Source organism: Achromobacter sp. 1012554356, assembly GCF_059760815.1.
On record NZ_JCBANC010000095.1, the window covers coordinates 1 to 14,377 of the forward strand.

General features: G+C 62.0%; 18 protein-coding genes. 15 read left to right on the forward strand and 3 right to left on the reverse strand.

Going from position 1 to position 14,377, the window contains the following annotated elements:
• Positions 1-71: 71 nt before the first annotated feature.
• The 4 genes from AC6LJW_RS28380 (at position 72) to AC6LJW_RS28395 (ending at position 2,787) form a co-directional block, all read left to right on the forward strand.
• Positions 72-374, forward strand: coding sequence for a hypothetical protein (locus AC6LJW_RS28380; RefSeq protein ID WP_498088870.1), 303 nt, complete (start codon positions 72-74; stop codon positions 372-374).
• A gap of 677 nt (positions 375-1,051) precedes the next feature.
• Positions 1,052-1,552, forward strand: coding sequence for a trypco2 family protein (locus AC6LJW_RS28385; RefSeq protein ID WP_498088871.1), 501 nt, complete (start codon positions 1,052-1,054; stop codon positions 1,550-1,552).
• 179 nt (positions 1,553-1,731) lie between these two features.
• Positions 1,732-2,058, forward strand: a complete 327-nt coding sequence (locus tag AC6LJW_RS28390) for a helix-turn-helix domain-containing protein (protein ID WP_498088872.1) — start codon at positions 1,732-1,734, stop codon at positions 2,056-2,058.
• Positions 2,059-2,208: 150 nt separating this feature from the next.
• Positions 2,209-2,787, forward strand: a complete 579-nt coding sequence (locus AC6LJW_RS28395; protein ID WP_498088873.1) for an IS30 family transposase — start codon at positions 2,209-2,211, stop codon at positions 2,785-2,787.
• Positions 2,788-3,217: 430 nt separating this feature from the next.
• On the opposite strand, the gene AC6LJW_RS28400 is transcribed toward AC6LJW_RS28395, so the two are convergent.
• Entirely contained in the window at positions 3,218-3,961 is a 744-nt protein-coding gene (locus tag AC6LJW_RS28400; RefSeq protein ID WP_498088874.1) for a hypothetical protein, read from the reverse strand.
• Between the two features lie 392 nt (positions 3,962-4,353).
• A complete protein-coding gene (locus tag AC6LJW_RS28405) occupies positions 4,354-4,782 on the reverse strand; it encodes a VOC family protein (protein WP_427988130.1) in 429 nt (142 codons plus the stop codon).
• 102 nt (positions 4,783-4,884) lie between these two features.
• Between AC6LJW_RS28405 and AC6LJW_RS28410 the strand changes: the two genes are divergently transcribed.
• The 11 genes from AC6LJW_RS28410 (at position 4,885) to AC6LJW_RS28460 (ending at position 13,506) form a co-directional block, all read left to right on the forward strand.
• Positions 4,885-5,229: a GFA family protein gene (locus tag AC6LJW_RS28410; RefSeq protein ID WP_056560564.1), complete on the forward strand. Its 345-nt coding sequence runs from the start codon at positions 4,885-4,887 to the stop codon at positions 5,227-5,229.
• Between the two features lie 88 nt (positions 5,230-5,317).
• Positions 5,318-5,725, forward strand: coding sequence for a carboxymuconolactone decarboxylase family protein (locus AC6LJW_RS28415; RefSeq protein WP_056560567.1), 408 nt, complete (start codon positions 5,318-5,320; stop codon positions 5,723-5,725).
• A gap of 13 nt (positions 5,726-5,738) precedes the next feature.
• Positions 5,739-6,350: an LON peptidase substrate-binding domain-containing protein gene (locus AC6LJW_RS28420; protein ID WP_427988127.1), complete on the forward strand. Its 612-nt coding sequence runs from the start codon at positions 5,739-5,741 to the stop codon at positions 6,348-6,350.
• A 27-nt stretch (positions 6,351-6,377) separates the two neighbouring features.
• Positions 6,378-7,286: a hypothetical protein gene (locus AC6LJW_RS28425; protein ID WP_056560574.1), complete on the forward strand. Its 909-nt coding sequence runs from the start codon at positions 6,378-6,380 to the stop codon at positions 7,284-7,286.
• A gap of 157 nt (positions 7,287-7,443) precedes the next feature.
• Positions 7,444-8,124: an RraA family protein gene (locus AC6LJW_RS28430; protein WP_498088875.1), complete on the forward strand. Its 681-nt coding sequence runs from the start codon at positions 7,444-7,446 to the stop codon at positions 8,122-8,124.
• On the forward strand, positions 8,121-9,323 hold the full coding sequence (locus tag AC6LJW_RS28435) for an aminotransferase class I/II-fold pyridoxal phosphate-dependent enzyme (RefSeq protein ID WP_498088876.1): 1,203 nt from the start codon (positions 8,121-8,123) through the stop codon (positions 9,321-9,323). Before AC6LJW_RS28430 ends, AC6LJW_RS28435 begins: the two co-directional genes overlap by 4 nt.
• A 73-nt stretch (positions 9,324-9,396) precedes the next feature.
• Positions 9,397-10,218: an ABC transporter substrate-binding protein gene (locus tag AC6LJW_RS28440; RefSeq protein WP_056560583.1), complete on the forward strand. Its 822-nt coding sequence runs from the start codon at positions 9,397-9,399 to the stop codon at positions 10,216-10,218.
• 123 nt (positions 10,219-10,341) lie between these two features.
• On the forward strand, positions 10,342-11,031 hold the full coding sequence (locus AC6LJW_RS28445) for an amino acid ABC transporter permease (protein WP_056560585.1): 690 nt from the start codon (positions 10,342-10,344) through the stop codon (positions 11,029-11,031).
• Positions 11,024-11,713 (forward strand): amino acid ABC transporter permease, encoded by a 690-nt coding sequence (locus tag AC6LJW_RS28450; RefSeq protein ID WP_056566430.1) that lies wholly within the window; start codon positions 11,024-11,026, stop codon positions 11,711-11,713. The genes AC6LJW_RS28445 and AC6LJW_RS28450 overlap by 8 nt, the downstream gene beginning before the upstream one ends.
• An 11-nt stretch (positions 11,714-11,724) precedes the next feature.
• Positions 11,725-12,459: an amino acid ABC transporter ATP-binding protein gene (locus AC6LJW_RS28455; protein WP_056560588.1), complete on the forward strand. Its 735-nt coding sequence runs from the start codon at positions 11,725-11,727 to the stop codon at positions 12,457-12,459.
• 39 nt (positions 12,460-12,498) lie between these two features.
• Positions 12,499-13,506 carry a LysR family transcriptional regulator gene (locus AC6LJW_RS28460; protein WP_156395083.1) on the forward strand — a complete coding sequence of 336 codons (1,008 nt, stop codon included), beginning with the start codon at positions 12,499-12,501 and terminating at the stop codon, positions 13,504-13,506.
• Here AC6LJW_RS28460 and AC6LJW_RS28465 read toward each other — a convergent pair.
• On the reverse strand, positions 13,503-13,886 hold the full coding sequence (locus AC6LJW_RS28465) for an I78 family peptidase inhibitor (protein WP_498088877.1): 384 nt from the start codon (positions 13,884-13,886) through the stop codon (positions 13,503-13,505). The two genes, AC6LJW_RS28460 and AC6LJW_RS28465, sit on opposite strands and share 4 nt — an antisense overlap.
• Positions 13,887-14,377: the final 491 nt, after the last annotated feature.

Below are 14,377 nucleotides of genomic sequence, written 5' to 3' on the forward strand. Positions count from 1 at the left end.
CCCCCGCTCAAGTTTTGCATCTTAACTCCCCAGGTGTCATATGACTCACCCCCAGCGCATCGTTCAAGACGATGATCAAGAACGGCACGATCAAACGCGCCGACGCAATGAAAGTCCGGCATTCCGATATCCGCGTGAAAGAGGGTTTCAACCTCCGCGGCCTGGATAACGAGTACGAAGGCGGTATCGAAGCCCTGGCCTCGTACATTCTGGCCGGAGGCACGTTTCCGGCGCTCGAAGTCACCCTGCCGGACGGGTCCGGCGTAGAGGTGGTGGACGGCCATCGTCGCTATGACGCAATTGGACGCGGGATCCAACGTGGCGCACCGATCGAACGGGTGGCCGTCGTCTCGGGTTCCAGGGTAATAAGATAGAGCGCCGTGCGCGGATCTAAACCAGCAACGAAGGCGTCAAACTACGCCCTCTTGAAGCGCTACGCGGCTTAACGCGGTTCCGCGGGATGGGCCTGGATACGGAAGAAATAGCGGCGCTCGTTCACCGCAGTCGGCCCCACTTCGAGAAGTATCTCGTCCTCGCGGACGCCGATCCGCCCGGGTCATTGCGAGCCGGTTGCATTGCTCGCCGGATTGGATATTTTGGCGCGCGTCTTCTGCGTCAACGGTTGCTCAGTGCGCATCGTGTGGACGCATCTGTGGACGGGCCAATTGTCGCGCTTCCTGTCGCGCTTCTCAACTGCTTCATGTCGCACTTTTCCAGGGATAGATAGCAGCAATGCGAACGCCGCGGCGGCTGGGCCGGCGCAACACTTGCCCGTGGCCGATAAGTGCGTTGAGTGCGCGCAGCACTCCCTGCCTTGCAGCTGTTTGGTCCTTGACGGCCAGTTCGCACGCCCCAGTCGCGGCTCTCAACGCCACCTTCTTTTGTGAATTGTTCATCGCCCTCATTCCAATAGTGAGCACTAGCGTTTCGGAGAGCGTTTTTTGGCCGTTGGGGGGCAGCACGAATCCATCCAAAGAGCATCCTCAATATGAAGTATTTTTGGAGCGCCCGCGAGTGAGCTATTCATGTGGTTCCATCTAGGGAGACAGATATGACATCCAAACTCGCTCTATCCGTCGCGGGAGTCATTTGCCTGGGCTTTGCGGGCTGCTCGACTTACCAACATGAAAATCAGTTAAAGAACGCCACGGTCCGCTCAATGTCTTTGGAGGACACCATCAAGCAGATACGGACGGCAATAAACGCCTCGGAGCCAGCAGACAATGAACCACCGATGTTCGTCTACCCGCGTACCATCACCATCGAATTGATGCTGACGAAAGAGACAAAGGATGAACAGAACGGGAAACTGGCCGTTGCATTTCCGCCCGTTTCGGCCGAGGTCGGCGGGGGCACAACTCGACAACTTACGACTGGGAATACCGTCACCATCGAATTTCAAAGCCTGAACGGTATTTCGAAGGACACTATAGGCTGGAACGTTTGGGGGGGAAAGCCTCCGTGCCCCGACCACGTTAAGACCTCCGCACAAATGAAGAAACTCGCTTGCGTTCCACAAACAGGCGTTTTGCAGACGTCGCCCCCGAAATAACCGAAGGACTGACTGCATCATGCAACGTCGTTCCATGGTAATCGCCCCGCAAGAGCGATGATGTGGATTCAGGCGGTCAGTGCAACACCAGTTGAAAGCCTGATGGATAAAGGTGTGCAATGGTCATGACTGGGGAGAGGAAGTCTCGGATCTGGGAGCTGTCGCGCAAGGGGACAACGATGAGCTTGATTGCGCGCGACACTGCTAAGCCTCCCGTGACTGTCTTTTTATATCCCCTGTACCACGGAGGCATCTCGCCTAGGACTAGGACGCGCAGTGCCAAATGCCTGTCCGCAGGTGAGCGCGAGTCGATCTCTCGAGGGATGTCCAGGGGCACAAGTTATCGAGCTATTGGTCGCCAGTTGGGCCTCTCGGCATCGACGATCTCGAGAGAGGTCGGCCGCAACGGTGGATCAGGGAAGTACCGACGTACGATGCTGAAAAGCAGTTCCTCAAGCGGGCTCTGCGACCGAAGCCTTACCTGCTGTTTCTTGAACCGGAGCTGAGCGGTATCGTGATACGGCTGTTGAAGGCTGACTGGTCGCCAGCACAAATTTCACGATGGCTGAAGCATCATTCTCCTGATGGAAAGTTCATGTGTGTTTCGCACGAAACAATCTATCGATCGCTGTTCCCTCAAGCTCGCGGCGTGCTACGTGAAGAACTTAAAAAGCACCTACGGACCCAGCGAATGTGCCGCCATGCCAGGTCCCAACGGGCGGCTTCAGGCGGCATTCCCGGTTGCATCTCAATTCGCTCTCGGCCAGCGGAGATCGAAGATTGCGCATTGCTTAGGCATTGGGAAGGCGATCATTTCGGGGGCAAATCAGAACGCCATTGCCACGATCGTTGACAGAAGCATTCAACGTGCTTTGCAGGATCGAGGAAAGAAGGGCCGAAACCGTGAGTCGAGCCCTTGTTTAGCAGATGCGCCAGCTTCCTGCTCGACTAAGGAAAGCCTAACCTGGGACGGCGGGGTTGAGTTGTCAGTACACAGGGACTTTAGTATTGCCACCAATATGGTCTTTTACTTCTGCGATCTGGGCAGCCCGTGGCAGCGGGGCACTAACGAAAATACGGATGGCCTGCTACGCCAGTACTTCGCGAAGAGAACAGGCTTGGCAAGCTATACGCAATGCGAGCTTGATGCAGTTGCCGCCAAGCTAAACTCCCGGCCCAGAAAAACGTTGGGGTTCAAGACCCCGGCTGAAGCGCTGGACGCAATGTTGCACTGACCGTCGGAATCCACAATCGCTAAAAATGGGGGGATTACCCAAGCACCAAAATACTCACGACATAGACTGCAACTTTTTTCATGTTTTTCCTGTGGTGCGCTGCCGGCATACGTTCGTCAATTGCGGAGCGAGATTGCAGTCGCAGAGGATAGCAAAAGGCCCGCAATTGCTTGTGGGCCTTGGAATTCTAGGTGGCGCATATCTGATTCGAACAGGGGACTTGCGGATTCAGGCGGCGCGCCCACATGCTGGACTTTGCTGGCGCTGGCTATCGACGCCCGAGAAACGTTTGCACCGATGTCTCGACATCTCGTAAGATCTAGCGGTGTTCGCACGTTTGCTTTTCATAGAGATTTTGCCGCGAGACGATATAGCAAAGCAAAAGCCCCGCAGATTGCGGGGCTTTACCGGAGCAACATTGCTTGGTCGGCTAGTTCCACCCAAACATTTCACCAAGCGCCTTCGTCACTCGGCTCTTCTCGTGATCAGTCCACTCGCTATGCATCTCGCTTGATGGGGCCTCAGCGGAAAGTTCTCCGGAAGCAATCTTGGTTTGCAGTTCCTTAACTTCCTCGTTGTTGGCAGCTAGCTGGGAGAATGCGAAGGGTACCGGATTACTTGTTTGGGAAATGTCCATGACGATTCCTCTGCTCAAAAGTTCTTTGTCTACGTCGCTGATGGTCTGCGCGGAGAATACGTGGCTGTTAGCCGAAAGATTAGTTGCACCGCTCGTAAGTGAGTAATGCATTGTGCTGCCGCCAGTTGCAGGGTCAAATCCCTTGGCAGTGTCAACGCTTCGGCATGCGTCCTTGTTGATGTCCCAGCAACTGTAGGCGAAGCGCGCGCCGGATCCGCCAAAACTTGCCTCTTGCCGAATTATCGGCATCTTTTCGCAAATCTTAACTTCCCCGGTTTTACGATCGACGGCGCAAATGCAAATGCCCTCGAACCCAGGCATGGTCGCGGCGGAAGGGGCCGGCGAAGAACGCAGCCACCGTTTCCACTCCTCAATCCTCAACCCTAAGCCTGCGAACATGAACACGGCGGTAGATGTTACTTCAATCTTATGAAAGCCTGTGTCATCCACATAGACTAGCCACCGGCCCAATCGCTGCGACCAGCGAGAATCAGTCGCAACCATGCCGCCAGCGTGACAATAAGCAGTTGTAGTCATTCTTCTTTTTGACGTTTTGTAACGATGCTTGAGCCTCGAAATTTAATTCAGGCCCGTGTCCATGGCAAGAAATTCTTACGTTTAGGCTTTGGGGGCCGACGGGACCGTTGCGAAGATCAGACTCGGCGCAGAACGGTGCCGTTCACGTCTAGAACTGTCTTCCTATCCCAGATAGATCAAGGGCTTGCAAGGCCGTTTATCTGTTTTGACGTAGACAGGTGGACGTGAAAAGCGCTTATATATCATAGCGTTATGTCTATCCTAGATTGTTTGACACTTGCCACAACTGAACTTGAAAACCGCCGTAACCGCTCGCGTACCGTCGGAGCCGTCACCCTGAATGTCCGATGCGCCGGCAGTGCTTCCCGTGGCGCGTGCCGGCTTCCTAATCCTCAGTGGCTCATCCGGCCGCCGCTTACCATCCAGCGCGTGCCATACCGGTCGACCAGCGCACCGTAGGCTTCTGCCCAGAACGTCTTTTGCAGCGGCATCGTGACGCTGCCGCCCTCGGCCAGATGGTCGAACACGCGGTGCGCGTCCGAGACGGTGGGATACACCAGCGCCAGCGCCACCCCCCGGTTGCCGGGGTAGGGGTGGCCGGCGGTGGCATCGCTGCCCAGCAAGGTCTGTTCGTCCAGCGTCAGGCGGGCGTACATGATGCGCCCGGCGTCCTCGTCCGATAGCGCCGGCATGGCGGCATCGGGCGGCGCATCGGCGTAGCGGATCAGCGCATCCAGGCGGCCGCCCAGCACGCGTTCGTAGAAGCGCATGGCCTCGGCGCAATTGCCGTCAAAACTGAGATACGCGGATAACTGGGGCATGATGGCTCCGTGCGAGGTGGGGGGCGGCGGGTCCGCATGGCCAAGGCGGGCGGCGCGAGCCTATGATGGGAGTCTGATCCGTTAACGGCCGGGAGACAATCAATGCAACTAGGAAGCTGCCACTGCGGACAGATCGCCTATGAAGTCGATGGCGATGTGTCCCAGGTGCTGGAATGCAATTGCTCGCACTGCAGCCGAAAGGGCTACCTGCTGTGGTTCGTGCCGCGCGCGGCCTTGCGCATCACGTCGTCCACCCAGGCCATGTCCACGTACACCTTCAACAAGCACGTGATTTCGCACCATTTCTGTGCCAACTGCGGCTGTGCGCCGTTTGGCTTTGGCGTGGGCGCCGAAGGCAAGGAGACCGCGGCCGTCAACGTGCGCTGCTTGCAAGACGTGGACCTGACCTCGCTGACCCGCATTCCGTACGACGGCCGCAACACGTGACCGGCCGGCTGCGGCCCATGATAGGTCAAAGCGGGTCCGCCGCGGCGCCGCGGGGCCGTAACGCGTTTATTCACAATGGAGAGGAACAATGAGCACGGTAAGGCTGCTGAGCGATGACGAGATCCGCAGAAATCCCGAGGCATGGGCGGTGTTCGAGGACATCCGCGCCACGCGCAAATCGGACTTCGTGAATAATTTCTGGCGGGCGCTGGCTAACGATCCGCCGCGGATGCGCAGCGTCTGGGAGCAGCTCAAGACAGTGATGATGGCCGAGGGCGAGCTGTCGCCGCTGGTGCGCGAAATGATCTACATCGCCGTGTCCACCGCCAATGGCTGCGCGTATTGCGTCCATTCCCACACGGCCTCGGCCCGGGCCAAGGGCATGACCGATGGCCAACACGCCGAACTGCTCGCGGTGATGGCGATGGCGTCGCAGACCAACGCGCTGGCGACGGCGCTGCAGGTGCCGGTGGACGATGCCTTCCACGTGAAATGACCAGGAGGCGGCCATGTCGCTGATTCCCTTGTTTCCGCTTTCCAACGCGCTGTTTCCCGCGGGCGTGGTGCATTTGCGCATCTTCGAGGTCCGCTACCTGGACATGATCCGCCGCAGCATCGCCGACGATACGGAGTTCGGCATCGTGGGCCTCCTTGCCGGCAGCGAGGTCCGCTCGCCCGAAGGCGTCGAGACGCTGTCACCCGTGGGCACCATGGCGCGGGTCGAATCCTGGGAGGCGCCCATGCCGGCCTTGCTGGAAATCCGGTGTCGGGGAACCTCGCGCTTTCGGCTGCGGTCCAGCGAGGTGGCAAAATACGGCCTTTGGATGGGCGAGGCCGAGCCCATCCCCGACGACCCGCCCACGCCCGTGCCGGCGGCCATGCAAGCCAGCGCCGATGCGCTGGGCCGGCTGGTGGCGCAGTGGCAGCAGGACGGCGTGCCCGCCGAAAGAATGCCGCTGGCCCCGCCGTTCCGCCTGGACGATTGCGGCTGGGTGGCAAACCGCTGGTGCGAACTGCTACCGCTGCCCCCGGACGACAAGGCAACGCTGCTGGGCCTGACGGACCCCGTGGCGCGCCTGGGGGCAATCCAGGACGTGCTGCGCGGACAGGGGCTGGCGTAGAGCGCGGCCCGACTTTATTTGGACACCATGGAAATCAGAGTAGACGAAGGCCTGCGTGCCTATATAGACCCGCTGACCGAGGACGAACACGCCGCGCTGGAGCGCAGCCTGCTGGCCGAAGGCTGCCGCGACGCCCTCGTGCTGTGGGGCGACCTGCTGGTCGACGGCCACAACCGCTACGCGCTTTGCCGCAAGCACAACATCCCGTTCCAGACCATCCAGAACCCGCACTTCAAGTCTATTGAGGACGTGCATCTGTGGATGATCGAAAACCACCTGGGCCGTCGCAGCGTGTCGGACTTCCAGCGGGGCGTACTGGCGCTGCGCAAGAAGGAAATCCTGCTCGCGCGCACCGGTCCGGAAGAGGGCGCGGCCGCGGGTGACGGGGCGTCAGAAGGACCGCCGCCCGACGGCTCGGCCGCCGATGACTCGCCGCCCTGGGACGAGGACGCGCCCGGGGCCAGCGCCGCGCCGATGCGCGGCCATGCCAATCCGGACTGGAAACCGGCTGTCCCCAGCCGACAGGCGCTAGCGCGCGCCGCCCGCATCAGCAGCAATACGCTCGGGCAGATCGAAAAGATCCAGAAGTCCGCGGCGCCGGAATTGGTGCGCGCGGTGAAGGAAGGCGCCATCTCCATCAACGCCGCGGCGGCCGTGGCGTCGCTGCCGGCCGAACGGCAGGCCGCCGCCGTCGCCGGCGGGCGCAAGGAACTGCAGCAGGCCGCCCGCGAAGTCCGGCAGGCCAAGGCGCCGCCGCCGCGCGAGGCGCCGCCGGAAGAACCCATTGAAGACATCGCGGATATGCCTGCTGAGATCGCGCGGCTGCGCCAATTGCTGGCCAAGCTGACCGACGAGCGCGATCAGCTCAAGAAGAAGGTCATGCACCTGACGGTCGCGCTGTCCGAAGCGCGCGGTGCGTCGGGCGGGGATGATTGACGCGCGATGTAGGAATAAGGGATAACCCTTAAACCGCATAATCTACGAAAAAAATTCGTGGATCGCTGGGAATTTATATCGTTTTGAGGAAAGGCTTGCGCGGCTTTGTAATGCAGGTTCGCTTCAACGCTTCCTGCATTTACACCTGACTTTCCTTATGAATCCCATCGGTTATCGCATTCTTTCCCGGCCCGAGCCGGCCGTCGCCGCTGACGTGCTGGCCGGTTTTGCCAGCATCGGCTCGGCCCAGATCAGCGACTGCATGAATCGCCTGTACGGCGTGTCGGGCCTGCGTCCGCTGCATAACGGCGCGCGCCGCACGGTTGGCGTGGCCCTCACCGTCAAGACCCGTCCGGGCGACAACCTGATGATCCACAAGGCGATTTCGCTGGGCGGCTCGGGTGACGTGATCGTCGTGGACGGTTCGGGCGACACCAGCAACGCGCTGGTGGGTGAACTGATGATGATGGACGCGCAGTCGCGCGGCATCGAAGGCTTTGTGATCGACGGGGCGGTGCGCGATGCGGACGTGTTCGCGCAGGGCGAATTCGGCTGCTTTGCCCGCGACGTGTCGCACAAGGGTCCCTACAAGGACGGCCCGGGCGAGATCAACGTGCCCGTGTCAGTCGGCGGCCAGGTGGTCAACCCCGGCGACGTGGTCGTGGGCGATGCCGACGGCGTGGTGGTGATCCCCGCCGAACACGCCAGCGCCGTGCTGGCGTTGGCCCTGAAGAAGGAAGCCGACGAAGCCGTGGCCAAGGAAAAGCTGCGCGCCGGGACGTATACCAAGCCGTGGCTGGAAAAGACCCTGGCGGAAAAGACGGGGGCGGCCAAATGAGCATCGTTGCCGACCGCATCAAGCGCATCAAGCTGTCGCCCAGCGTCGCCGCGCGCGCCATCATTACCGAACTGCGCGAGCAGGGCCGCCGCATCATTGACCTGACGATTGGCGAACCGGATTTCTCGACGCCCGAACACATCCGCCAGGCCGCCACGGCCGCCATGAACCGCGGCGAAACCAAATACCCGCCGGCGCAGGGCACGGTTGCCCTGCGCAAGGCCGCGGCAGCCCATCTGCTGGCAGCTACCGGCGTGGAGTACCCTGCGTCGCGCGTCATCGTCAGCACCGGCGCCAAGCAGGTGATCTTCAACGGCCTGGCCGCGACGCTGAACGATGGCGACGAAGTGCTGATTCCCGCGCCGTTCTGGGTGTCGTATCCGGACATGGTGCTGGTCAACGGCGGCGTGCCGGTGGCCGTGGAAACGTCGCCCGCCACCGATTACAAGGTGACGCCCGACGCCCTGGAACGCGCCATCACGCCGCGCACCAAGTGGCTGATGATGAATGCCCCCAGCAACCCGACGGGATCGGTCTACACCGCCGACGAACTGCGCGGCCTGACCGAGGTCCTTGCGCGTCATCCGCACGTCTGGCTGATGACCGACGACATCTACGCGCGCCTGAACTTCACCGGCGAGCCGACAGTGCATCCGCTGCAAGTGGCGCCGGAACTGGCCGCGCGCACGCTGGTTGTCAATGGCGTGTCCAAGGCCTATGCCATGACGGGCTGGCGTATCGGTTACGGCGCCGGTCCCGACGAACTGATCAAGGCGATGGCGATCCTGCAGTCGCAAAGCACGTCGGGCGCCTCGTCGGTCAGCCAGGCGGCCGCGCTGGAAGCCCTGACGGGGCCGCAGGACTGCGTTGTTGAATTCGCCAAGGTGTTCCGCGAACGCCGCGACCTGGCGATCGCTGAATTGTCCGGCGCGCCGGGCCTGGACATCGTCGTGCCGCAGGGCGCGTTCTATGTCTTTCCGGATTGCTCGGGCCTCTTGGGCAAGAAGACGCCGGCCGGCGACGTGATCGCCAGCGACACGGACCTCACGCATTACCTGCTGCGCGAAGCCGGCGTGGCGGTCATCGACGGCCATGCCTACGGCGCGCCCGGCACCTTCCGGTTGTCGTTTGCCGCATCGCTGGACGACATCCGGCAGGGATGCGCCGCCATCCGCGAGGCCTGCGCCAAGCTGGCCTGACGGCCACGCTTTCGCACCGATACGGCGTCATCGCCAGTCTGTACACCTAACAACCATTCAAGGGGAATGAACCATGAAGCGTCACACTCTCTTCGCCGCCTGCCTGGGCCTGGCTTCGCTGGCCGCGGGCGGACTTGCCCACGCCGACCAGCTTGACGACATCAAGGCGCGCGGCGAGCTGGTTTGCGGCACGCTGGGCACGTCGCAGCCGTTCAGCTTTCAGGACGGCGCGACGCGCCAACTGGTGGGCTATGACGTGGACGTGTGCAAGCTCGTTGCTGACAAGCTGGGCGTCAAGGTCAACTACAAGCTGCTGTCGGTGGCGGCGCGCGTGCCGGAACTGAACGAAGGGCGCGTGGACATTCTGGCGGCCAACCTGGGCTATTCGCCCGACCGCGCGCAGCAGATTTCCTTCAGCCACGCCTATTACGTCAGCCCGCAAAAGCTGATGGTGCGCAAGGATTCTGGCCTGGACTCGATCGAAGCCCTGAACGGCCGCCGCATTGGCGCCACCAAGGGTTCCAGCTCCGAGCGCGAGATCAAGCGCATCCTCGACAAGTCGCAGGTCATCGGCTATGGCGACAGCTCGGCCACGTACCTCGCGCTGCAGCAGAAGAAGGTGGACGCGCAGTTCGCCTCCGAGCTGGTGCTGGCGCGCCTGGTGCTGCAAAGCCCGCCCACCGCGCCGGTCAGCGTCATTGCCAAGGCGGTGTTTGATGAGCCGTGGGGCCTGGGCGTGCGCAAGTCCGAGCCGCGTTTCCTGGAAACGGTGAACCAGGCGCTGGACGAGGCCGAAACCTCGGGCGCGGCGGCCAAACTGTTCGATAAGTGGTTTGGCCCCGACACCCCCTACAAGCTGGAGCGCGGCTTCAAGATCGGCCCTATCGCCGGCTAAGGGGTCGACCCGAGCGCTGCCGTTCGCCAGTTCCCATCACGGCTTCCCGCGTCTTGCAAGGCGATGCGCGGGAAGCCGTGATGCTTGGCGTTGCGCGCCCGAACGCAGGAGATTGACAGGTTTATGAGCTTTCTAGACGCTTCCCAATACCAACTGCTGCTCAGCGGCATGGCGGTCACCGTGCAACTGTTCCTGGTTGCATGGGTCATGGCGTTTTCCATCGCGGTGACGCTGGTGGTGGTGCGCGCCACCAATCTGGCGCCGTGCCGCTGGCTGGTCGACGCCTATGTGGAATACCACCGCAACGTGCCGCTGCTGGTGCAGGTGCTGTTCTGGTACTTCGGCATGCCCGAGCTGCTGCCCGAAGGATTCCGGATGTGGCTGTACGCGCACAACGCCGAAATGTCGCTGGCCGCGATCGCGCTGGCGCTGGGGTCGGCTGCCTACATTGCCGAAGACATCCGCAGCGGTCTGCGCGCCATTCCCGGCACCCAGTTCGAGGCCGCCCGCGCGCTGGGCGCCAGCTATCTGCAATGCATGCGCTTCGTGATCGTGCCGCAGGCGCTGCGCATTTCCATTCCGCCGCTGGTCGGCCGCGCGCTGCTGCTCTTCAAGAACACCAGCGTGGCCATGGCGATCGGCGTGATGGAGCTGACCTACCAGGCGCGGGAAATCGAAAACGAGACCTACCGCACCTTCGCCACCTTCGGCGCGGCGACGATCATGTACCTGCTGGGATCGTTCCTGATCATGGCGCTCGGATCGCGCATCTACGCCCGTTATCGTCTGAACCGCGGAGGCCATGGTGCTTGATCTCCTGATGCAATACTGGCCCACGTTGCTCGTGGGCCAATACCCCAACGGCCCGCTGGGCGGCCTGGCGCTGACGCTGATCCTGGCCGCGCTGGGTCTGGCGATGTCCCTGCCGCTGGCGCTCCTGATCGCGCTGGCCCGGGTAAGCCCCTACGGATGGCTGCGCACGGCCAGCAAGGTGCTGGTCAATGTGGTGCGCGGCATGCCGCTGCTGATGCTGATCTTCTGGGCCTACTTCGTGGTGCCCAAGATCACGGGCCAGGTGGTCAGCGGCTTCTGGACGCTGATCTTTGCCCTGGTTGTCTATGAAAGCGCCTACCTGTCCGAGGTGATCCGTTCCGGCATCGAGGCGGTGCCGCGCGGCCAGATCGAAGCCTCGCGCTCGCTGGGCGTGGGCTACTGGACGACGATGCGCAAGGTGGTGCTGCCGCAAGCGCTGTTCAACGTGCTGCCCAGCATGACCAGCCAGTTCGTGTCCACCGTCAAGGAAACCTCGCTGGGCTACGTCATCAGCGTCAACGAACTGACTTTCGCCGCCAACCAGGTCAACAACCTGGTGCTGACCCAGCCGCTGCAGGTGTTCGGCATTCTGGCCATCATCTACTTCATCGTGTGCTTCAGTCTGAGCCGCGGTTTGAGCTGGCTGGACCTGCGCATCCGCCGCACGCGGGCAATGGCTTAAAGGAACAAAACATGATCAATCTCGAGAAAGTGAACAAGTGGTACGGCGAGCATCATGTGCTCAAGGACGTGGACCTGTCGGTCGCGCGCGGCGAGGTGCTGGTGGTGTGCGGACCATCGGGGTCCGGCAAGTCCACGATGATCCGCACGATCAACCGGCTGGAACCCATCGAAAAGGGCCGCATCCTGATCGATGGCGCGGATATCTACGGCAAGGGCGCCAACCTGAACGCGCTGCGCCAGAAGATCGGCTTCGTGTTCCAGCAGTTCAACCTGTTCCCGCACATGAGCGTGCTGGAAAACGTGATCTTCGCGCCCGTGAGCATCCGCAAGCAGCCGCGCAAGGAAGCCGTTGAGCTGGCGCGCAGCCTGCTCGATCGCGTGGGGCTGGCGCACAAGATCGACGCCTATCCGGGATCGCTGTCCGGCGGGCAGCAGCAGCGCGTGGCGATCGCGCGCGCGTTGGCCCTGCAGCCGCCCGTCATGCTGTTCGACGAGCCGACCAGCGCACTCGATCCGGAAATGGTGGGCGAGGTGCTTCAGGTGATGAAGGGCCTGGCCAAGGACGGCATGACGATGGTGTGCGTGACGCACGAAATGGGCTTTGCGCGAGACGTGTGCGATCGCGTGGTGTTCATGGATGCGGGCGAAATCCTGGAAATGGATACGCCCGAGCGCTTCTTCAGCGCCCCGGCGCATCCGCGCGCCCAGCGCTTCCTGGCGGACATCCTGCATCCGCGGGGTTGATCCGGGCCGATCGGCCGCGGTGGTAATGTTGGGGGTTTCATGCGCTTTTCTTCGACCGCGGCGATGTACACCCTCAAGCAACTGGAGGCCTTCTACTGGAGTTCCGAACTGGGCAGCTTCAGCGCGTCGTCGCGCAAGTTGCACACCACCCAATCGGCCGTGGCCAAACGGGTGGGGGAACTCGAGGCCTTTGCCGGCGCGCCCCTGTTCGAGCGGCGCGCCAAGAAACTCCTGATGACCCCGCAGGGCCGCAAGCTGTTCGAACTGGCTAGCCAGATGCTGGAGCTGAACAGCCGGATCGTCCAGAACATGGCCGATCCGGCCAGCTTCGAAGGCGTGGTGCGCCTGGGCGTGACCGAACTGGTTGGCATGACCTGGCTGGCGGGGCTGATCAACCAGATCAGCCAGCGCTACCCGCGTGTGCAACTGATGCCCGAGATCGATGGCGGCATCACCCTTTACGAGCGGCTGGAGCAGGACGAACTGGATCTGGCGATCATGCCCGGCCCGTTCTGGGGTTACCAGTACGATTGCACGCACCTGGGCGCGGTCACTAATGTCTGGATGGCCAGTCCGGCGCTGGGCATCGATGTGGCCGCCGCGCTGACGCCGCAGGATCTGGCGCCCTATCCGGTGATTTCCCAGCCCACCAACTCGGCGCTATCGCATCTGTATGACGCGTGGTTCGCGGAGCAGGGAATGCCGGTCAAGCGGGTGTTGACGTGCAACAGCCTGGGCATGATGGCCCAGCTGACCATGCTGGGATTGGGCATCAGCTATCTGCCGGGCGCGTATTTCGCGCCGCTGGTGGCGCGCGGGGCGTTGTGCCAGCTGAATGTGCAGCCGGACCTGCCGATGATCAATTACTACGCGGTGCACAAGAAGAACATCGTCAATCCGGTGGTGTCCCGGGTGATCGACATTGCGCGCGAGGAATGCGCGTTCGAGGTGGCCGGTGCCTTCCTGCCCCATGTGCCGCCGGCAGCGCGGCCCATCGAGGCAGAAGGCGATGGGCCGGATCGGGACCCGGCCGAGGGGCAGATTTAACCGCAGCGGATCGCCGTCATCACATCCTTGTCGTCGACGATGAGGTTCAGGCGGGTGTTGTTGTATTCCATGGTGACAAGCTGGCCCGGGCGCAGCATGCGCGCAGTGGCGCTGCCGCTGCGCGTGCGCAGGTCTTCCATGAGGGAGGGCGTGGCTTTCTGGCCGATCTGCGATTGCAGGGCGCCAGCGTCGCAGCTCTTGCCGGTGCTGCTGCCCGGAATGGCCGAAGACGAACCGTAGGAAGCGCCGGCGCCGGTGCTCGATGAAGAGGACGCGCTCGAAGCGCTGGAAGCCGGCGCGCTGGACGTGCGCGAACCACCGGTATTGGCGCACGCAGCCAGGCTGGCAACCAGCAGGAAGGGGATCAGCTTGCGGATCATGTAGGACTCCTTACAACGAGCGGACAAAAAGCCATGATAGACCAGCGGCGAGGCGCTGTGCTCAAGGCGCGGCGGGCATGTGCAACCGGGCAACAGCGGCAGACGGCTGGCCGCGCATCAGGTCGCATCAGGTGTCTGACACCCCGCATGGACGGTCTTCAGGTTTGAAGGGTGTTTCAAGGGTGTCAGACACCTTCAAGTTGCACCTGTGCTTCTTGGCCAGGTGTCTGACACCCGTATGGACGGTCTTCAGGCTTGAAGGGTGTTTCAAGGGTGTCAGACACCTTCAAGTTGCACCTGTGCTTCTTGGCCAGGTGTCTGACACCCGTATGGATGGTCTTCAGGCTTGAAGGGTGTTTCAAGGGTGTCAGACACCTTCAAGTTGCATCTGTGCTTCTTGGCCAGGTGTCTGACACCCGTATGGACGGTCTTCAGGCTTGAAGGGTGTTTCAAGGGTGTCAGACACCTTCAAGTTGCAGCTGTGCTTCTTG